We start from the raw sequence: 21015 nt of genomic DNA, 5'->3' as shown, positions 1-21015 counted from the left end.
GCAAGCGCTATCATCTTCCCAGGGAGACGCCGCGGCGCGGCGCGAGGGGGAAGGAATCCCGGCCATGGAGCGATCCGACGTGTTCTTCGCCAGCCTTCGGGTGGCGCCCGACGACAGCGTGCCTGCCAAGCTCGCGCGCCTCGTGCGCGCAGCCGGCATCGAGCGTTTGGGGCTCGACCAGAAGATGACCGCCATCAAGACCCACTTCGGAGAGTTCGGCAACGTGACCCACCTCAAGCCCGCCTACGCGCGCACGCTCGTCGCCGAGGTACGGGCCCTGGGCGGCATTCCCTTCGTCACCGACTGCAACACGCTCTACCCCGGCATGCGCTGGAACGCGGTGTCGCACCTGGAATGCGCCGCGCTCAACGGGTTCGGCCAGCTCTCGTGCGGCTGCCCCGTCATCATCGCCGACGGCCTGCGCGGCGAGGACGAGGTGGCCGTCCCCACGCCGCCCGGCGCGGCGCTCGGCCACGCGCTCATCGGCCGCACCCTCATGGACGCCGACGTCATCATCACCCTCGCCCACGGGAAGGGATGCAAGGCGTCGTCCTTCGGCGGCGTGCTGAAGAACCTGGCCATGGGCTGCGCCTCGCGCGCGGGGAAGATGGTCATGCACTCCAGCGGGCGGCCCGCCGTGAAGGACCACTGCGTCGGCTGCGGCGTGTGCCTGGAGGGCTGCGGGCAGGGCGCCCTGGAGATCAGGGAGGGGAAGGCGCACGTCAACGACCGGTGCGTCGGCTGCGGCCACTGCGTGTCGTACTGCCCCCGGGCCGCCATCGGCGGGTCGGGAACCGCCGGCGCGGACCTGCAGCGAAAGATGGCCGAGTACGCGGCGACCGTCGTGGCTGCGAAGCCGTGCCTCCACGTGGCGGCGGCCATCGACATCACGCCCGGCTGCGACTGCTTCGCCGGCTGCGACGCGCCCATGGTTCCCAACGTCGGGCTGTTCGCATCCGCCGACCCCGTGGCCCTCGACCAGGCGATGGCCGACGCCATCTGCCGCCAGGACGCGCTGCCCGGCGGGCCGCTCGACGACCTGCGCGCCGCCACGCCGGATGCCGACAACCTGCGCGCGGTGAGCCCCGACTCCGACTGGGCCCTCTGCCTCCAGCACGCCGAGGAGCTGGGCGCCGGCACGCGCGCCTACCACCTGATCGAGGTGCGCTAGCACGAGGGTGCTGCGGGGCGCCCTCTTTCCGCGCGTCGGGCGCGGCGGGGCGCCCGCGCCCTCGCGCCGGCCCGCATTCCACGCGAAAATGTTTCACGTGAAACATTCGTACGCCCGCTTTCCGTACATTCCCGCACGGCCGCGCCCCTCGCGCCGCCTCCGCTCCCTGTGCTACACTGGGCGCACTGTCTGACAGCCGGGGCCTTTGGCAAGCGCCGGCGCGAGAGAGGATCGGTGCATGGAGAACTAGCGATGCCCCATCGGGGCGCCCACGACGAGAACGACACGACCGCAGGCCGTGCCCGTCGGTGACGCATCGCTAGATATCATGACCTAATCGATCATCTTTACTTCACGCGAACCTCGCGCATCGCGGGCGCGGCCTCCCCAAGGAGGCCCCATGCAACTCAACCTGAACGATATCTCCTATACCTACCCGCAGGCCGCCGAGCCCGTGCTCGACGGCGTCTCGGCCACCTTCCCCGCCGGCTGGACGGGCATCGTCGGCGACAACGGCTGCGGGAAGACCACCCTGGCGCGCATCGCCGGCGGCCTGCTAACGCCCGACGGCGGCACGGTGACGCCGCGCCTGTTCTGTGCCTTCTGCGAGCAGGATCCCACACTCGAGCCGCCCGCGCTGGCGGACTTCGCGATGGCCTGGGACGAGCGCGCCGTGCGGCTGCGGCGCGACCTGGCCATCGGCGATGGCTGGGAGTGGCGCTTCGGCGAGCTCTCCTGCGGGCAGCAGAAGCGCCTGCAGCTGGCCTGCGCGCTATGGGCCGACCCGGACGTGCTGGTGGTCGACGAGCCGACCAACCACGTCGACGCCGAGACGCGGGCCGCCCTCGCCGCCCCGCTCGAGGACTTCCGCGGCATCGGCCTGCTGATATCCCACGACCGCGCGCTGCTCGACCGGATCTGCGGCCAGTGCCTGTTCATGGGCGGCGGCCGCGCGGTCATGCGGCCGGGCGGCTACAGCCAGGGCGCCGAGCAGGCCGCGCTCGAGCGCAAGACCACAACGACGCGGAGGGAGAACGCGCGAAGACGGGCGCGGAAGCTGGAGGAGGAGGCCCAGCGCCGGCGGCAAGAGGCCGCGAAGGCCGCCGCCAAGCGCAGCTGCCGTGGGCTCGACCGGCACGACAGCGACGGCCGCGGCCGCGTCAAGCTGGCCATCTACACCGGCAAGGACGGCGTGGCGGGGAAGCTGAGCGCCCGCATGGACGCGCGGGCCTCGCGCGCCCGACAGGAGGCGGACGCCATCACCGTCGAGAAGCGCTACGACGCCGACATCTGGATGGACGCGCAGCCGAGCGCGCGCAAGGTGCTCTGCCGGTTGGCAGCCGGCGTCATCCCCTTCGGCGGGGATGGCGCGGAAGCGGGGATGGAGGGCACGCCGGCGGGCGTGGCGATCCCCGACCTATACGTGGGGAACGCCGACCACATCGCGCTGACCGGGCGCAACGGGGCGGGCAAGACGACGCTCGTCCGCGCGGCGATGGCCGCGCTGCCGCCCGACATCCCCTGCGCCTACCTTCCGCAGGAGCCCTCGCCGGCCCAGCAGCGGCAGGCGCTCGAGCGGCTCGCGGCGCTCGATGCGGCCAGCCGCGGGCGGGCGCTCGGCGTGGTGGCGCGCCTCAACTCCGACCCCGACCGCATCCTGGAGGGCAGCCGCACGAGCCCCGGAGAGATGCGCAAGCTCATGCTGGCGCTCGGCATCCTGGACGCGCCAGCGCTCATCGTCATGGACGAGCCGACCAACCACCTCGACCTCCACTCGGTCGAGGCGCTCGAGCAGCTGCTGGGCGCCTACCCCGGCGCGCTGCTGCTGGTGTCCCACGATGCGCGTCTGCTGGATCGGGCGACGACCATCCGCTGGCGCCTCGAGCCCGCGGGGCAGGGCTCGCGGCTCGTCGCGCAGGGGTAGGGGCAGAAGGCGAGGCGCGCCGCGCGGAAGCGGGGGCGTTTCGCCTTGGCCTCATGGGGCTTACGAGTTCGCGGCCCGAGGCGGCGGGGCGACGGGGCGCGCTACGCTGGGGGAGCGCTTTCCCTGCCCACTCCACCTGCCGAGGTTCCCATGGCCACGTCATCCCATCACCCACCCCGTGACGCCGAGCGCGCCGCCGCGAACCCGCCCGCCGGCGGAGCCTCGAACCGCGCCATGCTCGTCGTGCTGCTGGTCAGCAACCTGCTCGCCTCGCTCAACCAGTCGATGATGAACGTCGCCCTCGACGCGGTGGCCACCTCGTTCCACGTCGACCTGGCCCTGGCCAACTGGGTGGTGCTCACGTTCTCCATCGTCGCCGGCTCCACCATCATCGCCGCCGCCTCGGTGCTGCGACGCCTGGGCCTGCACCGGGTGATGACCGCCGGCTACGCGCTGTCCGTCGCCGGCGGGGTGCTGGGGCTCCTGTCGTGGGATCTCCCCTCGATGCTGGCGGCCCGCGCGATGCAGGCGATCACGGCGGGCCTGTTCTTCCCCATCGTGTCGACGGCGATCCTCGCCATCGCGCCCAAGGGCCGCTCGGCCACGCTGCTGTCGCTCAACAGCGCGGTCATCGGCGCCGGGCTCGCCTTCGTACCGCTGATATCGGGCCTGTTCATCACCTACGTCAATCTGCGCGCCGTGTTCCTGGCGCCCACTGTCCTGGCCGTCGTCCTGCTCATCGTCGGCCCGCGCGTCATCCATGACATCGAGCCGCGCGCCGCCTGCCGCATCGACATCCCGAGCGTCCTCCTCGGCTTCGCCGGGCTGACCGCCTTCATCTACGGCGTCAACGAGGTGGGGAAGGCGCCGCTGCCCTCCCTCGCGCTGATGGCCGCCGGGGCGGGCGCGCTGGCGGCGTTCGCCGTGCGCCAGCACCGCCTGGAAGACCCGCTGCTCGACCTGACGCCGCTGCGGCATGGGGCGTTCACCCTCGGCGAGGCCATCGCGATGCTCGGGTTCATGGGCTCGCTCTACCTGAGCCTGCTCGTGCCGCTGTACCTGGAGGGCACCATCGGCTGCACGCCGTTCGTCGCCGGCTGCTACCTGGCCGGCCCCATCCTCGCCTACGTCGTCGCCACGTACCTGGGCGGGCGCATCGAGGACGCCCATGGCATCTGGCCGCTCGTACCCGTCGGGTTCGCGCTGGTCATCGCCGGGTTCCTCGGCATGGAGACCGCCTCCGCACGCCAGATGACGGTGCCCGTGCTCGTCTGCGCGGCCGTCGTCTACGGGGGCGTGGGGCTCCTCTACGCGCCGTCCAAGTCACGCGACCTGGACGCGGTTCCCCCGACGCTCACGTCCAGCGCGTCGTCCATCCACTCGACGCTCTCGCAGATCACCTCGTCGTTCGCGTCGGCCCTGTTCGTCGGCGTCATGGCGGCGGACGCTGGGCAGCTGCTCGCCCACGGCGCCACGAAGGCCGACGCCTACGCAGCCGGGTTCGCCCACACGCTCCTCATCGAGCTGGGCGTGGCCGTCGTCGCCGGCATCGCGTCGGTGGCCTTCGCCCGCGCGATGCACCGCCGCTGGGTTGCCAAGAAGGCCGCGAAGTAGGGAAGCGCCCCGCACCACACGCCCAAGCCACCACACGCCGCGCGCCCGCCCCCGCCGCACGCCGCGCGCCCCGCCCCCGCCGCGCGCCCGCGCCCCCCACCCCACGCCGCCGCACCGCTGTCAGAAAATGCGAGATATCACACGACTTCGAGACGTTTTCGGGCGTCCGGAGAGGCTCGCACGAGCGGAGGTTCCGCGTTTCCCCAGGTCACAGCTTGCCGCGATGCCCACAGAGGGTCGCTTCCCGTGTGATATCTCGCATTTTCTGGCACCTCGATGTGATATCTCGCCTTTTCTGGCAGATCCTGCCAGAAACCGGGACTTCTCACACGCCCCCCACGCCGCCGCGCCCCCCACCACACGCCGCCGCACCGCCGCGCACCCGCCCCACGCACAAAAAAGCGGGGCGCCCGGAGGCGCCCCGCTCATTCAGCCCTGCTATCCGCGAACTAGCGGCCGCTGTGGTCGAACGACTTCTTGGGGGCGATGTTGGTATCGGCGGAGCCGATCACCGTCGCGTTGTCGAGGTTCGCGATCTCGGCCTTCATGTCCTTCAGGAACTTGTCGGCCATGGTCATGGACAGGTCGGCGCGGGTCACAATGCGCTGGCAGGTGATGTCCTGCATGTTCGCCGGCAGCGGGTAGGCCGGGATCTGCCAGCCGTGCATGCGCAGACGGTCGTCCAGGTCGTACAGCGTCCACTTCTTGCCGGCGGCGGGGTCGAGGCTCCAGCACAGGATCGGGATCTCGGTGGCCTCCTCGTACATGATGAAGATGCCGAGGTCCTTGATGCCCTGGACCAGGTGATGCGCCACGTCGAGGGTGCGCTTCTGGATTTCCTTGTAGCCCTCGAAGCCGTTGCGCATGAAGACGTAGTACTGACCGATGATCTGCGAGGCCGAGCGGCTGAAGTTGATGGCCATGGTGGCCTCCTGGCCGCCCAGGTAGCTCACCCAGAAGATCAGGTCCTCAGGCAGGGCCTCCTTGGAGCGCCACATGACCCAGCCGATGCCCGGGTAGACCAGGCCGTACTTATGGCCGGACGTCGAGATCGACCAGACGTTGGGAAGGCGGAAGTCCCACTCGAGCTCAGGCTCGATGAACGGGGCGACCATAGCGCCGGAGGCGCCGTCGACGTGGATGCGGACAGGCACCGCAGCCGTCTTGTTGTACTCGGTCAGCGCCGCGTCGATGCCCTTGACGTCGTCGTAGCAGCCGGTGTAGGTGATGCCGAGGAGGGCCACGACGCAGATGGTGTGGTCGTCGACGAAGGGCATGCAGGACTCAGGCGTCATATAGAGGTGCTCGGCGTCCATCGGGACGAGGCGCATCTCGATATCCCAGTAGCGGCAGAACTTCTCCCAGCAGACCTGGTAGCCAGAGGTGATGACCAGGTTGGGGCGATGGGAGCTGTAGATGTCGATGCCGGCCTTCTTGGCCAGGGCCTTCCAGCGGAACAGGGCGGCCAGGCCACCCAGCATGCAGGCCTCGGACGAACCGACGGTCGAGGTGCCCATGGGCTCCTCGTCCTGGTCAGCGTGCCAGAGGTTCTGGATGATCTTCACGCAGCGGTTCTCGAGGTCAGCCGTCATCGGGTACTCGTCCTTATCGATGGCGTTCTTCTCGAGCGTGTCCTTCATCAGCTCGGCAGCCTCAGGCTCCATGTAGGTCTGGACGAAGGTGCACAGGTTCTGATGGGCGTTGCCCTCGGTGCCGATGTACTCGCGGATCATCTCGCTGGCGATGCGCGGCTCGATGGGCATCTTGTTCAGCTTAGTCTCGGGCATCTCGACGTCCGAGGCGTAGCTGCCGAAGATCGGGGAGGTGTACGAGGTCTGGGAGTCCATCTCGCCGAGTTCCTCGGTCGAAACGAGCTTCACGTCTTTGACGGTCATGACGTTTTCTCCTTACTTGGTTGGGCGACGTCGGTGTTCGGCGACGCTGTGTTTACAGGTCGATCTATGTTCCAGCGGCGCATCGAAGCCCGTCGCCTGGAGCCAGTGGGGCGCCCGGGCCGGCGCCGTGCCAGGCCCGGGCGCGTTACGCGGGGCTAGCCCGCGGGGTGCGGCGCGTGGGTGCCGCTGTGATGGGTGGGCTTGGGAGCAGGCGTAGCCGGCTTCTTCGTGCCGTCCCAGTGATGGCGCAGCCCGTAGATGACGAACGGGATGGCCACGGACACGACCCAGCAGACGATAAGCGTGATCACGTAGACGATGTTGGCCTGCGCGGACAGCTCGCTGGAGGGGAAGAACGAGATGATGAGGGCGAACAGCGTCACGGCCAGACCGACGCCGGCCATGATGCACTTGCCGACGGTGCTCTTGCCGAACACGTGGAACACGCGGGGCAGGTCCTTCTTCTTCAGGGCCAGGTTGAAGTAGCCCAGGAAGAAGAGCACGTAGCCGACCAGGTAGATGACCACGGTCAGGCCGACAGCGGTCAGGTACGCCACCGACGAGCTGGAGCCGCCGGAAAGCGCCATCGACCCGCAGAGCACCGCGTCCCAGATGGTGACGATGATGCCCTGGATGACGACCGTCTTCACGCTCACACCGTGCTTGTTGGTCTTGGCGAAGGACTTCGGGATGATGCCGTCGTTAGCAGTCTCGAGCAGGGCGCGCGACGGGCCGACGATCCAGGACGAGATCTCGGCCAGCACGCCGGCGGCCAGCAGGAAGGCGATGACGTAGACGAGCCAGCCAGCATGGAAGTGGGTCTCGAAGATGGCGGCGAACGCGGCGATGACGCCGTCGCTCATGTTGCCCTCGAGCTGCTCCAGCGGGATGGTCATGGCCACGGCCATGCCGCCCAGGGTATCGAGCACGATGGTGAGCACGCACAGCACGATCATGACGAGCGGGTAGATCTTACCGGGGTTCTTGAGCTCGTTGACGTGAGAGGCCGATGCCTCGACGCCGGCGAAGGCCAAGATGAACGATGCGAAGATGACGAGGGTGCCGGTCTTGGTGAAGTCAGGCACATAGCTCGCGGTGGCCAGGTCGATCTGGGAGACGCCGCCCGTGGCCAGGTAGGCCACCAGGCCCACCAGCAGCAGCACGGCGGGAACGAGCACGCCTCCGAAGAAGCCGATCTTGGCGATGCGGGCCGTCAGCTTCGTGCCGCCCAGCTGCGTGAGGGTGAGGCCCCACACGATGATGGCGACGCCGATGAACATGACGAGCGGGTTGTCATAGAGGGCGTCCCAGCCCACGATGAAGGAAATGGCGGCCAGGACGAAGAACGCCATGGTCACGAAACCAACCGTGATCTGGAACCATTGATAGAACAGCGCGGCGAAGCCCCAGCGCTTGCCCAGGGTGTTACCCACCCAGGCGAAGATTCCGCCGGACTCCCATCCCTTCACGGTTGCCATCTCGGCCGCGCACAACGCGACGGGAAGGAACCAGAAGACACCTCCCAGAATCAGGAAGAAGATGAGGTGCATGCCGGAGGAAGCGAAATTCGGGTAGGCGTACACCGTCATCACCATGGACGCGGTGATGGCGAAGAAGCCGAAGAACCCGAGCGTCTTGAGCGGCGACGCCGACCCGGATGCCGGCGTGGTCGCCACAGGCGCCTTCTGTGATGCGCTCATGCTCGCTCTCCTTTCTTTTGCCGGTGCTAGAATGCGTGCCCCTCAGCACACGTCCTGACACAATTGATAGGGTGCCCTGAAGGTACAGCCTGCGAAGAAGAATCCCCGAGCGGGAACGTCATGCGTTACCCTCGCTGGGACGGCGCGTCGCCGGGGCGTAAGGCATGAGCCTTCCGATCAACGATGAGAGGGGACGCTGAATAGAAAAGGGGCCCCTCCGAGCGGAGGGGCCCCTTTTCGCGATGGGGAGGGAGAAGCGGGGCGATGAGTGCGGGTGCGAGCGACCAGGCGAGGAGCCGGCCGCGAGCGGGTCGCCCGGTGCGCTAGCCGCGCGTGGCGCGCAGGCGGCGGCTGGCCGTCAGGAGCGCTGCGCCGGCCGCGGCGGCTGCGGCGAGCGAGCCGACGATGGCCGCGGGCAGGGCGTCGCCGGTCTGGGGCAGCTCGGACGCGGCCTTCGGCGCAGGGGCGCCGGCGGCGTCGGAGCCGGACGCGGCGGGCGGGTCGGCCGGCGTGGGAGCCGGCGCGGCGGGAGCCTCCGCGCCGGAGCCGCCCTCGGGCTTGGCGCCGTCGCCGGCCGGGGGCGTGGCGTCGCCCGCGCCGCCGCTCGCGCCGCCGTCGCCGGCGGGCTTGTCGGCGTCATCGCCGGCCGGGGGCACGGCGCCGTCCGCGGGCGGGACGACCTCGGGCTTGCCGGAGCCGTCGGCGTCACCCGAGCCCGAGCCGTCGCCGGGCGTGGTCGGGGCATCCGGGCCGGGCGTGACCGGCGCGTCCGGGTCGGGCGCGGCGCCGGCGTCCGGCACGGGCGTGGCGTCGGGCAGCGTCGCCAGCGTGTCGGCGTAGAAGACGTTGATCACGTTGTCCGCCGGGTCGGACTTCAGGCGGATGGACTGGGGGTAGCTGTCCAGGTAGATCATCTCGTCGATCGGGACGGCCACCTGGCGCCCCTCGATCTTCTGGTCGTAGCGCTGGTTCTCGATGGTGAACTCGCCCATCTTCTCGATGGCGATGTCGTTAGAGCCCACCACGGCCCCCGGAGTGCCCTTCACCTCGAAGTAGTTCACCGTGCAGGCGCTATTCATGGTCTTGAAGTACACCAGCTCGACGTAGTTCTTCGACTCGTCGGAAGACACCACCGGCTTGGAGGGGTAGGCGTCGAAGAACACGTGCCCCTCGATCTGCTCGACGTAGTCCCAGGTGTCGAGCTCCTGGCCGGCCTTGAGGCCCGTGACCACGCGCTTCTTCAGCAGGCGGATGCCGCTGGGATGGCTGTAGTCGGGATCCTCGTAGCCCATGGGCTCGCAGTAGTAGAACGTCATGGTGTGGTCGGCGGCGCTGTCGCCGTCGACGGGCGGATTGGGGCGCGTCTCCTCATCGGCGAAGCGGGGCGGGGCCGCGATATCGGCAGGCTCCGGCGCGGCGGGGGCGTCCTGCGCGGCGTCGTCGGCGGTCAGGGACGCGGTCGTGGCAGCGTCAGGCGCGTCGGCGGCGCCGCCCACAGCGGCATCGGGCACGGCAGCGGCGTCGGCCAGGCCGGCGTAGGTGCCCACGGGGGCCAGCGCCAGGGCCAGGGCCAGCGCGGCGATGACGAGCTTGCCTCGCAGCCCGGGCAGGGGCCCGGCGGCACGCACGTTGGTCTTCTTGCTCAAGGGATGCCTCCATCCTCTGGTCTTCATCGGGATCCTCCCGCATGGGCGGAAGGGGTGTTCATAAAGTCTAGTTACTTACTAGGTTTTGTGGGAACAGTTGTACCAAATTCGGTACACTAATTCAAGTGAAAGCCGGCGTCGACGCAGGCGGCTCCCCTATTTCCCCACAAAACGCCCGCAGCGGTCACGCCAGGGCAGCGGGGAACGATACCGGCCCCGGAAGAGCGCCAGCTGAGGTAGACTCGCCTACATAAAAAGAGCAGGATGTTTCACGTGAAACATCCTGCTCGGTCGATCGGGGGAAGGGTGCGGGCCGCGCTACTCCAGGACGCGGAGCTTCGCCTGGGCCTTGCCGGCGCGCTTGGCCTCGTAGAGCGTCTCGTCGGCGGCCTGGTAGATCTCATCGAAGGTCTTGCCCGGCGTGGGGCAGGTCACGGCGCCGATGGAGAGCGTCGGCATCACGCAGCCGCAGGCGTCGCCGTCGCCGTCGCCGACGGACGGCCCCTTCGCGATGCGCGCCAGGATGTTCTCGATGGCAGGCCCGGGCCCCAGGCCCTTCGCGAAGATGGTGAACTCGTCGCCGCCGAAGCGCGCCACGACGTCCTCCTTGCGCATGACCTTGCCGAGGAACGACCCGATCTCGCGCAGCACGCGGTCGCCCTCGGGATGCCCGAAGCGGTCGTTGATGTGCTTGAAGTCGTCCACGTCGATGATGAAGAAGCTGCACGGGCCCTCTTCCTCGGCCAGGAACTCCTCGATGCGCGTCGTGGCGGCCTCGCGGTTGTAGAGCTGGGTGAGGCTGTCGTGCTCGGCCTTGCGGCGGAACTGATTCTCGCGCAGCACCATCTCGTGGGTGTCGAGCAGGCGCCCCACGTGGCGCACGGGGTTGCCGTTCTCGTCGAACTGGACGAACGACTGGTAGCGGAACCAGATGGGCTGCTCGTCGGAGTCGAGGATGGACGTCTCGCACTCCACGAAGCTACCCTGGGTGACGCGCTGCATCATGGGCTCGATGTCGAAGCAGGATATGTCCAGGCAGCACTCGCCCTGGCAGCGGCGGCGCAGCACGAGGTCGGGCATCTGGGGCTTGCGGCCGAAGCGGCCCTCGAAGTCGCCAAACACCTCGGTGGCGCCCGACGGGCAGTCCACGTCGAACACGACGTCGTTGCTGAGGGCGGTGAGTATCTCCAGGCGCTCGTTGCCGCGCTCCATCTGGTGCTGGTAGCTCACCTTCTCGGTGATGTCGACGAGCGTCACGTAGAACCATGCGGTGCCGTCGGAGTCGCGCACGAAGCGGCCGCGGTCGTCCACCCACACCGTCTCCCCGTCGACGCGGTTCAGGCGGTAGGTCACCTGGTCCACGTCGCCGCGGGCTATCTGCTCGTCGATCTCGCGGTCGACGCGGGCGCGGTCGTCAGGGTGCACTATGCCGGAGAACAAACAGCCGGTGAGGGCGACGAACTCGTCGTAGGTCTCGCAGCCGAACATCGTCAGCAGGTCCTTGCTGACGTAGTCGATCTGGCCCGCGCGCTCGCCCTCGGCGCGGTAGCGGAACAGGCCGCCGGGGATGCGCTCGAGGAACTCGCGGGATACCTCGGCGTTGACGACCTCCTCGTTCATCTCGCCGTCGGCGCCCTTGGAGAGTCGATGGAACACGGTCATGGGCGTTGCTTCCTTCCCGTCGCGTCGGTCTCTTCGCTCCCGGGCCCCCGCACCGGGCCGGCACGTCGGCCGGCTGGCTGCTTCTCAGGAATCGAAAACCCTATTCTAGCGCGGCGGCGAACGAGCTACGTCGCCGCCGTAACGAACGACGGCGACGCCGCCACGAAAAGCGGCGAGGACGCCGCGGCGGAAAAGAGAAGCCCCCGGCAGCGGGGCCGGGGGCTCGAAGGCGGTCAGCGTGCGTCGCGCGCGGGCGCGGGTGCGGCGGGCGCAAGCGCGGCGGACGCCAGGCAGACGCGGGCTACTTGAGCGCGGGCGCGTCCGCGTCGAGCGCCTCGTCCAGGTACTCCTTGATAGGCGGCGCGCCGAAGTCCTGCAGCTCGTCCTCGTGCCAGCACTCGGTGGGGGGCATCCCGTCGATGCTCGACGCCACGAAGACGGGGTCCTTGCCGGCGCGGCGCTGGGCCGTGTAGTCGTCGAGCGCCCGCAGCGCCCACTTCCCCAGCAGCAGGATGGCCACCAGGTTGATGATGGCCATGAAGCCCATGAAGATGTCGGCCAGGTTCCACGCCAGGTCGAAGCTGTTCAGGCAGCCGTACATGATGGCGGCCAGGCACAGCACGCGGAACACCAGCAGCACCCACTTGTTGTTGACGATGAAGCGGATGTTGCTCTCGGCGTAGAAGTAGTTGCCGATGAGGCTGGAGAACGCGAAGGCGAAGATGGCGAACGTGATGAAGTGGATGCCCATCTCGCCCACCGAGTTGTTCACGGCCATCTGCACGAGCGGCATGCCGTTGAGCGCCTGGGCGGCCTCGGGGTTCTGCACGTAGAAGATGAGCACCATCATGGCCGAGCAGGTGCAGATGAGCAGCGTGTCGATGTACACCGACAGGCTCTGCACCAGGCCCTGCTTGCAGGGGTGCGACACGCTGGCGGTGGCGGCGGCGTTGGGGGCCGAGCCCATGCCGGCCTCGTTGGAGAACAGGCCGCGCTTGATGCCGAGCATGACCACCGACCCGGCGAAGCCGCCGAAGATGGCCTGGAAGTCGAAGGCCGACGCGAAGATGAGCGCGAACACGGCGGGGATCTCGCCGAGGTTGGCGACCGTCGTCCACACGGCCAGCGCGATGTAGGCGATGGCCATGACGGGCACAACGATGGACGTGATGATGGAGATGCGCTTGGCGCCGCCGAAGATGACGAAGGCGGTGAACACGATGGTCACGAGGCCCACGGCGATGGCGGTGCCGTTGGTGGCGTAGTCGGGGATGTAGTACTCCAGCGCCGAGGTCATGTTGTAGGCCTGGAGCCCGTTGAAGCCGAAGGCGAAGCACAGGATGAGGGCGATGGCGAAGACGATGCCGAGCCAGCGCTTGCCCAGGCCCTGCTGGATGTAGTAGGCCGGGCCGCCGCGGAACTCGCCGTCGGCGCCGCGCACCTTCCAGATCTGCGCGAGGGTCGACTCGATGAACGCCGAGGCCGCGCCCACGATGGACATGACCCACATCCAGAACACCGCGCCCGGGCCGCCGGTGGCGATGGCCGTGGCGATGCCGGCGATGTTGCCCGTACCCACACGCGAGGCGGTGGACACCATGAGCGCCTGGAACGACGAGATGGAGCGCTCTCCCTGAACGTGCTTCTTCTCGGTCAGCTGGGTGAACATGTCCTTGAGGTAGCGGATCTGCACGCACTTGGTGCGCACGGTGAACCAGATGCCGACGGCTACCAGCAGAAACACCAGGATGTAGGTGTACATGAACCCGTCGATCTCGCCCGTGACGGCGATGAGCAGGTCATTGAGCTCCGTCAGGTCTCCCATGGGCCCCTCCTCCTTCGCGATATCCCGACCGGAAGGCCCGGCCGATCCCCTTTGCAAGCCGCCATTCTATCAGACCCGCCGCGCGCCGCGCCCGCCGCGCCCGGCCCCTTCCCCACCCTCCCTCGGCAGCGCGCCGACGACGCGCTCGTCCGTGGGGGATGTCGCGCGCACCCGTCCCGCGCGGAGCGCGCCCGCCGCCCCCTTCCCCATCTTGGTTTTGCTAGAATCCCCCTAGAGAGACCAGAGGGGAACCGCCGTGGATCAGGAAGTCATCGAGCAGGCCGACCTGCGCCAGGGGGCGTGGCTGGAGACCGTGTGCGCGTTCGCGAACGGCCACGGCGGGTCGCTCCTGGTGGAGGTTCCCGAGTCGCGGCGCGGCAAGTCGTCGTCGCTGGAGACGCTCGAGTGGCTGCCCGTGCGCATCTACGAGGAGCTGGGGATCACCTGCGAGGTGAACCTGGTGATGGTCGGCGGGCGCATGGGCGTGGAGGTGACGGTGCTGCCGAGCGCGGCGCCCGTCAGCTGCGAGGGGCGCTTCTTCCAGCGGCGCGACGGCGAGACGGCCCTGCTGGTGGGTGCCGACCTGGTGCGCTTTTTGCGCGGGCGCGACACCGAGGAGGAGGCGCCCTGGGAGCGCCGCCCCGTGCCGGGCGCGCGGCTCGACGACCTAGATCCCGCGATGCTCGCGCGGCTGGGCGTGCCCGAGGACGACCTGCGCAGCGCACCGGCCGTCGTGCGCTGCCTGGCAGCTGCGGGCCTGGCCGACGAGGCGACCGGGTTCCTCAACCATGCGGGCGTGCTGCTGGCGCACCGCTCCCCCGACCAGGTGATCGACGGCGCGTTCGTGCGCGTGGGGTTCTTCGACGATGACGCCAGCCCGCGACCCGCTCAGCGCTTGGAGGCGCGCGGGACCCTCCCCTCCCAGGCCGACCAGGTGGTCGATGCGGTGCTGGGGCCGCGGCGCGGCGACCGCGTCGTGGCCGGGTCGCTGCCCGCCGGCGCCCTGCGCGAGGCGCTGCTGAACGCGCTCGCCCACAAGGACTACGCCAGCGGGGCGCCGGTGCAGGTGAGCGTGATGCCCGATCGCATGACCGTCGTCAACGTCGGGCGGCCGCCTGCCGCGTGGACGGCCGAGACCCTGGGCGCGCCCCACTCCGCCCGGCCGGCCAACCCCGCGCTGACCGCGGCCCTGGGGCGGCTCGGCGCCGTGGGCGCCTGGGGCGGGGGCTGCGTGCTGATGGCCGCGGCCTGCGCCGAGGCCGGCCTTCCCGCGCCGCGCTTCGCGCTGGGCGCCGACGAGGTCGCGGTGACGCTGCCGCTCGAGCCCGCGCCGCCCGACCCCCTGGCCGACCTGCGCCTGTCGCGCGTGGATCGCCGCGTGCTCGAGCGCCTGCGCGCCGACGACCGCCCCACCGCCGCCGTCCTGGCAGCCGACCTCGCCGTGAGCGACAGCACCGTGCGGCGATCCCTCCGCCGCCTCACCCAGCTGCGCCTCATCGAGCGCATCGGCTCCACCAAGACCGGCTTCTGGCACCCCCTCGCCTAGCGCACGCCACCTACGCGCCGCGCCCACTCGACGCGCCCGAAATGTTTCACGTGAAACAATTCGCGGATCGTCCGATCTGCCCCCCCCACGCGAGCGTTGAACACACGCCCCCCTCCTTTTGCGCGCTACGCTCAGACGCGCACCCCTACGCGCGCACGCGCTTCCTCGAAGTGCTCGGAATGTTTCACGTGAAACATTTTTCGCCTGAACGCAGCAAAGGCGCCTGGAACGCCGGCACAGCGGGGGCACGTGCCAGCGTTCCAGGCGCCTTTGCCTGAGAATCGTAAGGAGGGAGGCGGCTTTGCCGGGACGCCTCCCCTCTTCTTCGCACCGGGCGTTCCCTGACGGCCGTGCAGGGAAGCCTCGTGCGGATATCGCGAGCCCTCGGGTTTGCGCTGCCTTCGCGACGCCTCTTTCCGAGGGCGCGCGGCGCGCGATTGCCAGAATCCGACGGCCGGTAGGTTTTCAACGTCGCCGCCGCGGTTGCTCTCCCGCTGACGACAGGGCCATATTAGCCAGGAGAAAACGGCACTCTCAAGAGCGGACGGGAGTGATTTTTCGCCCTGTTTTCGTTCATTACATTTTTTATGTCGTTCGTTCACTTTAATTGTAAAACTAACCAATGAGAGAGTCGAATTCTGGCCGGAAAGGCACTCTTTTCTCTTCTTCACTAAGTTGATGAATCATTTTTCACTAATTCACTCAGCAAATAAGCTATGGAAAACACCGTTAGTGAACAGGAGTTTTATAATTTTTGACTAAGATGAATGAATATTTGACAGAATAAAGAATAAATACTATCGATTCGACGATTGTCAACTATATAACCGTTCACCATAGATATAAAGCCGTCCGCCGCGGACAGCCTCAGGAGGCCAACCGCGGCGGACGAAGAGGACGGATCAGCGCGAGCCGTCTATCCTCCATTCTCTTACTTATATATAAGTAAGAGGCTAGGCCCAGTCGCGCCGGAGCGCCTCCCACTTCTGGTCGCGGCCCACCACGACGGAGGCCACCTCCTCATCGGTCAGCGCGCGGAAGCGGCCCTGGCGACGCAGGTAGGCCTCGACGCTCGTGAAGCTGCGCGGGTTGCGGGTGAGCGAGAACGTGCCGCCCGGGCGGCCGCTGACGGCCGGCCCCTCGTACTCGGCCAGGTACCACAGGCCGCAGTCGACGACCTCCTTCGCCAGCTCCACCGCCTCGTCCACGCCGCAGCCCCAGCCGGTCGGGCACGGTGCCATCACGTGGATGTACTTCGTCCCGCGGATGGAGGCCGCCTTCTGCACCTTCGCCATGAAGTCCGGCAGGTAGCCGATGGACGCGGTGGCGGCGTAGGGGATGCCGTGCGCGGCCACGATCTCGAACAGGCTCTTCTTCTGCGTGAGGCAGCCGTGGGCGTTGCGGCCCGCCGGCGTGGTGGTGGTCTTGGCGCCGAACGGGGTCAGCGAGCTCTTCTGGATACCCGTGTTCATGTACGCCTCGTTGTCGTAGCAGATGTAGAGGATGTCGTCGTCGCGGTCGATGGCGCCGGAGAGCGCCTGCAGCCCGATGTCGGCCGTGCCGCCGTCGCCGGCGAAACCGACCACCGTGCAGTCCTCGGGCTTGATCCCCTGGGCGCGCAGCCCCGCCTCAATGCCGGTCAGCACCGCGGCCGTGGCGGCAAAAGGGGTGATCATCGCGTTGTTGGCGAAGCAAAGCTGCGGGAAGTTGAAGCCGACGGCGCTCATGCAGCCGGCCGGCAGGGCGCAGACCGCGTGGGGGCCCAGCACCTTGAGCGCGGCGCGGACGGCCAGGCTGCCGCCGCAGCCAGCGCAGGCCTTGTGGCCGAAGAAGAGCTCGTCGTCGGGAATGGTGCGCGCGCTCGGGCGCGGGGCAGGCGCTCCCGCGTCACCGGGGCGGCGCTCGGCGGACGCATCGGCAGCCGCGGGGCGGCGCTCGGGCGCGGCGCTCGCATCGCCGGGGCGACGCGTCGCCGGGTCTGCCGCGTCACCGGGGCGGCGCTCGGGCGCGGCATGGCGGCCACGGGGGGTGGCGGCGGACAGGCGCCCGGCCACGCCGGGCTCACCGGAGGGCGCCTCCACCGGGGCGTCCACCCCGGCGCCGAAGAGCACCTCGGACCATCGCTCCTGGGTCATCCTACTCACCGCCTTCTGCGCCGCAGTCCGCCGGGACCGCGGGCTCGCTATCCTCGATGCCCAGGAAGCGCACGCGATCCACCGCCGCGGCGGCGCGCGGATCCTCCGCCGCCACCTCGGCCAGGGCCGCCAGCTCGAAGAACGCCTCCTCCACCTGCTCGGCAGAGATGTCGTCGCCGCCGAGTCCGCCGATGAAGTCCATCGTAGGCACCGTGAGCGCCGCCTGCTGCAGCGCCGAGTTCACGTTCGTGAAGACCGTCCCCTCCGCGCCGAACGACACGTCCTTCTCCAGCACGCCCGCCGCCCGCGCGCCGGACAGCAGCCCGGCCAGCGCCGCGGCCGGGAACGGCCTCATGTAGCGGATGCGCACGAGCCCGGCGCGCAGCCCCGCCGCGCGCAGGCGGTCGACCACCTCGCGCACGAGCCCCGCGACCGACCCGAGCGTCACCAGCACCACGTCCGCGTCCTCGGCGCGGTACGCCTCGACCATCCCCGGGTAGCGCCGCCCGAACACGGCGGCGAAGCGATCCTCCACCTCGGCGATCACCGCGGGCGCGGCGGCCATGTCGCGATGCTCCCAGTACTTGAAGTAGCGGTTGTACTCCAGGCCGGCCGAGTACCCCATGTTCACGGGATTCCCGAAGTCGAAGCGGTTGGCCGTCCGGTAGGGCGGCAGGAACGCATCGGCCTGCTCGGGGTCGGGAATGTCCACGTTCTCGTAGGTGTGCGTCAGCGCGAAGCCGTCCAGGTTCACCATGAACGGCGTGCTGACGCGCGGGTCCTCGGCGATGGCGTAGGCCATGAGCGCCAGGTCGAGCGCTTCCTGGTTGCTCTCGGCGTAGGCCTGGATCCAGCCGTGGTCGAGCAGCGCCAGCGAGTCGCGCTGATCTCCGTAGATGTTCCACGGCAGCGCGGTGGAGCGGTTCGCGTTCATCATCACGATGGGAAAGCGGCCGCCCGCGGCGTAGGTCAGCACCTCGGCCATGTACAGCAGGCCCTGACTCGACGTGGCTGTGAACGTGCGCGCGCCGGTGGCCGACGCGCCCATGGCGCAGGACAGAGCCGAGTGCTCGGACTCGACGTGGACGTACTCGGCAGCCAGCGCGCCGGACTCCACCATCTCGGACAGGCGCTCGACCACCACGGTCTGCGGCGTGATGGGATAGGCCGATATCACCTGCGGGCGCGCGAGGCGCACGCCCTCGGCCAGGGCCTCGTCGCCGGAAAGGAAGCGCTTCATCGGGCACCACCCTCGCTCTCGTAGTCGGACAGGAAGGCGCCGGCCAGCCGCTCGCCGGCGGCGGGAGCGGAGCCGGAAGCCGCGCCGGGGCCGGCCGCGGGCGACCCGGCGGGTGCGCCGGCGGGCACAGGCGACCCGACGGGCGTGGCAGAAGCGGCGGCACGCTCGGCGGCAACCTGGCGCTCGACGGCCAGGGCGGATTCCTCGGGGATCATCGTGATGGCGTCGAAGCGGCAGGCCTTGACGCAGACACCGCAGCCCTTGCAGAAGCCGTAGTCGAAGGCGACGGCGGCGATGGCGGAATCGGACGCGGAGAGCTGATCCTTGGTCGCGTGCGTCCGGACGATGGCGCCGTCCGGGCAGTAGAGATAGCACTGGAGGCAGCCGGTGCACAGCGCGGGGGCCAGCAGCGGGCGCTCGTTGCGCCATCCGGCGTTGCGCGTCACCAGGTGCCCCGCCTGGTAGCACGTGGATCGCGCGAAGTCCCGCGGGTCGAGGCTCGGGAGGGTGGGCGCGTCGGCGTCGCCGGAGCCGGTCGCCGCGATCTCCTCGCGAAGCCGGGGAATGGCGACGGCGCCGTCCCGAAGGGGCGCAGACGCCGCCAGGGCAACGCCGCCACAGGGCGCCGGAGACGCGGGGGCAGCGCCGCCGCGCAGCTCCGCAGACGCCGGGGCTTCCGCCGCCGGATGCTCCGCGACAGGCGTCGGCGGATTCCCGCCAGCCGATGTTTCACGTGAAACGCTCGCTCCACTCACAGCACGCGCACCCACCCCAGCGGCCGCCCGCGTGCCTTCCGCGCCTCCCGCGCCTTCCCCCCGAGCGCGACGCGCCTCGGCGCGGGCGACGAGGGCCTGGGCCGTGGCATGGCGCGCCTCGGCGACGATGGCCAGGTTCTTCTCATGCAGCTTGGGGGCCATGTACTGGCGCACGGCCTCGGCCACCGCCTCGACCGTCACCCGGTCGCACAGGATCGACAGCGCCCCCAGGAACACCGTGTTGGGGATGGGCCGCCCGAGCAGCGCCTCCGAGATGCCGTTGGCGTCGATCACGAGCAGCCTGCCCGCCGCCTCGGGACTTCCGCCGACGGCAGCCAGCAGCGCGTCCGCAGCCTTCGCGCTGTTCACAAGCGCGACGCCGCCGGGCTTCAGCTCATCCTCCCAGCCGCCGGCCAGCAGCGTGTCGTCCAGGTACACCACGTAGTCGGCCCGCGTGATGGCGCTGCGGTCGCCAATGGGCGCATCGGACATCTTGGTGAACGCACGCATGGGGGCGCCGCGGCGCTCGGGCCCGAACGACGGGAACGCCAGCGCGTAGGCGTCCTCGTCCATCGACGCTGCCGCGCCCAGCAGCCGCGCCGCCGTGAACGCGCCCTGCCCGCCGCGGCCGTGCCACAGAACTTCGATCATAGGTGAGTCCCTTCTCTTCATCCCCCCAGTATAGGGAAACCCGCCGCGCCGCCCCCGGGCGACTTCCCCATCCGCACGCTTCCTCCCCACCCCCGGCGCCCCCGCCCCGGCACATCGCGTCCCGCCCTGCATCCCACCCCCTCCTTCCCGACGACCCTGCTGTCCCAGCATTCTGTTCCCGGCACCTCTGATTCCCCCTGAGAATGTTTCACGTGAAACATCGCCGGCATGACACCCATTCGCCTCCGCCTAGCAGCCCCACCGGCGCAGCGCCCCCCGTTCCGCCAGAGCTTCTCGAATCGCGCAGATGTTTCACGTGAAACACTGGGAGCATGCCTCAGATGGAGCATGACAAGAGAGTTAACCATAGCTAAGTGTTTCACGTGAAACATTCTCAGCGGGCGCTGTGACATTTCCCAAGGGCGATCCGTATTATCAAAAGAAAAAACGCCCCCTATGTTTCATGTGAAACATAGGGGGCGCCCTACTCTTGCTCGCACCGCGCGTCCGGCTGCGCCACTCGCCCTCCCGCGCCGCGCACTTGCTCGCGCCACGCTCTAGCACGCGTCGCGCACTCGCGGGCTCCACGCGCTAGAACCGCGCGTACTTCTCCAGGTTCTTCTCCAGCTTCTCGACGAAGCGCTGCTCCAGCTCGCTCAGCTGGGCGCCCTGGCGCGTGACGTAGCCCAGGTACAGCTGCACGTCGGTGTCGAGCGGCACGGTCTTGAGCGACGCGCCGTCGGAGATGCCCACCAGGATGCCGCTGGTCACCGTGTAGCCGTTGAGCGCGACGATCAGCTCGGAGAGCGACGCGCGGTCGGTGCACGCGATGGTCTTGGCGCGCGGCACCGTGGCCAGCGCCTCCTCGAAGAAGCTCTCCGGCGCGTCGTCGCCCTGGTCGAAGTAGATGTAGGGATAGTCGGCCATGGCGTCGAGCGTCAGCTTGTCGGCGTTCACCATGGGGTGGCTCGCCGGCAGGGCCACGCGCGGCGCGCTGCGGATGAGCTCGTGGAACTCGAGCCCGGCGGCGGCCAGGGCGGCGTTCAGGTCGTCGGCCGTCTCGGTGGTCTGGAAGATGACGCCCAGGTCGCTCTTGCCCGACACCACGTCGTCGATGACGCCCTGGGTCGTGCGGTCGTACAGCGCGTAGTGGAACTCGTCGCCGCCGGCGGTGAGCACCACCTGGGCGAAGGTCTGCACGTCGAAGAGGTAGTGCTGACCGGAAACGGAGAAGGTCTTGGCCACGACGGC

The 21015-nt window shown here is 69.1% G+C and carries 13 protein-coding genes; 4 read left to right on the top strand and 9 right to left on the bottom strand.

The annotated features are described in order from the left end of the window. Positions 1-64: 64 nt before the first annotated feature. The 3 genes from LPT13_RS01000 to LPT13_RS00990 all read left to right on the top strand — a co-directional run bounded on the left by LPT13_RS01000 (position 65) and on the right by LPT13_RS00990 (position 4709). The gene (locus LPT13_RS01000; RefSeq protein ID WP_242162625.1) at positions 65-1171 is read left to right on the top strand and encodes a DUF362 domain-containing protein; all 1107 of its coding nucleotides are present in this window, start codon (positions 65-67) and stop codon (positions 1169-1171) included. Between the two features lie 400 nt (positions 1172-1571). After that, the gene (locus LPT13_RS00995) at positions 1572-3095 is read left to right on the top strand and encodes an ATP-binding cassette domain-containing protein (RefSeq protein ID WP_242162623.1); all 1524 of its coding nucleotides are present in this window, start codon (positions 1572-1574) and stop codon (positions 3093-3095) included. A gap of 150 nt (positions 3096-3245) precedes the next feature. Then, positions 3246-4709, top strand: a complete 1464-nt coding sequence (locus tag LPT13_RS00990) for an MFS transporter (RefSeq protein ID WP_242162621.1) — start codon at positions 3246-3248, stop codon at positions 4707-4709. A gap of 449 nt (positions 4710-5158) precedes the next feature. Here LPT13_RS00990 and gad read toward each other — a convergent pair whose 3' ends face one another. The 5 genes from gad to LPT13_RS00965 all read right to left on the bottom strand — a co-directional run bounded on the left by gad (position 5159) and on the right by LPT13_RS00965 (position 13437). After that, complete coding sequence (gene gad / locus LPT13_RS00985; RefSeq protein WP_242162619.1) at positions 5159-6604, bottom strand: glutamate decarboxylase; 1446 nt, start codon at positions 6602-6604, stop codon at positions 5159-5161. A gap of 155 nt (positions 6605-6759) precedes the next feature. Next, a complete protein-coding gene (locus LPT13_RS00980) occupies positions 6760-8304 on the bottom strand; it encodes an amino acid permease (protein ID WP_242162618.1) in 1545 nt (514 codons plus the stop codon). 323 nt (positions 8305-8627) lie between these two features. After that, the gene (locus LPT13_RS00975) at positions 8628-9950 is read right to left on the bottom strand and encodes a hypothetical protein (protein ID WP_242162616.1); all 1323 of its coding nucleotides are present in this window, start codon (positions 9948-9950) and stop codon (positions 8628-8630) included. Between the two features lie 318 nt (positions 9951-10268). After that, positions 10269-11612 (bottom strand): sensor domain-containing diguanylate cyclase, encoded by a 1344-nt coding sequence (locus LPT13_RS00970; RefSeq protein ID WP_242162614.1) that lies wholly within the window; start codon positions 11610-11612, stop codon positions 10269-10271. A gap of 301 nt (positions 11613-11913) precedes the next feature. Further along, a complete protein-coding gene (locus tag LPT13_RS00965) occupies positions 11914-13437 on the bottom strand; it encodes an alanine/glycine:cation symporter family protein (protein ID WP_242162612.1) in 1524 nt (507 codons plus the stop codon). Positions 13438-13693: 256 nt separating this feature from the next. Between LPT13_RS00965 and LPT13_RS00960 the strand changes: the two genes are divergently transcribed. Continuing rightward, positions 13694-14983: an ATP-binding protein gene (locus tag LPT13_RS00960; protein WP_242162610.1), complete on the top strand. Its 1290-nt coding sequence runs from the start codon at positions 13694-13696 to the stop codon at positions 14981-14983. Positions 14984-15936: 953 nt separating this feature from the next. Here the strand turns inward: LPT13_RS00960 and LPT13_RS00955 are convergent. The 4 genes from LPT13_RS00955 to LPT13_RS00940 all read right to left on the bottom strand — a co-directional run bounded on the left by LPT13_RS00955 (position 15937) and on the right by LPT13_RS00940 (position 21009). Continuing rightward, positions 15937-17118: a thiamine pyrophosphate-dependent enzyme gene (locus LPT13_RS00955; protein ID WP_242162608.1), complete on the bottom strand. Its 1182-nt coding sequence runs from the start codon at positions 17116-17118 to the stop codon at positions 15937-15939. Position 17119: 1 nt separating this feature from the next. Further along, positions 17120-18358, bottom strand: a complete 1239-nt coding sequence (porA, locus tag LPT13_RS00950) for a pyruvate ferredoxin oxidoreductase (RefSeq protein ID WP_242162606.1) — start codon at positions 18356-18358, stop codon at positions 17120-17122. Next, the gene (locus tag LPT13_RS00945; protein ID WP_242162604.1) at positions 18355-19764 is read right to left on the bottom strand and encodes a 2-oxoacid:acceptor oxidoreductase family protein; all 1410 of its coding nucleotides are present in this window, start codon (positions 19762-19764) and stop codon (positions 18355-18357) included. Before LPT13_RS00945 ends, porA begins: the two co-directional genes overlap by 4 nt. A gap of 591 nt (positions 19765-20355) precedes the next feature. Then, positions 20356-21009, bottom strand: coding sequence for a LysR family transcriptional regulator substrate-binding protein (locus LPT13_RS00940; protein ID WP_242162602.1), 654 nt, complete (start codon positions 21007-21009; stop codon positions 20356-20358). Between the last annotated feature and the right edge of the window lie 6 nt (positions 21010-21015).

It is taken from the genome of Adlercreutzia faecimuris (assembly GCF_022669055.1).
Classification (GTDB): Bacteria; Actinomycetota; Coriobacteriia; order Coriobacteriales; family Eggerthellaceae; genus Enterorhabdus; species Enterorhabdus faecimuris.
Note: the sequence above shows the minus strand (reverse complement) of the source record. Positions and strands in the feature narration are given on the sequence as shown.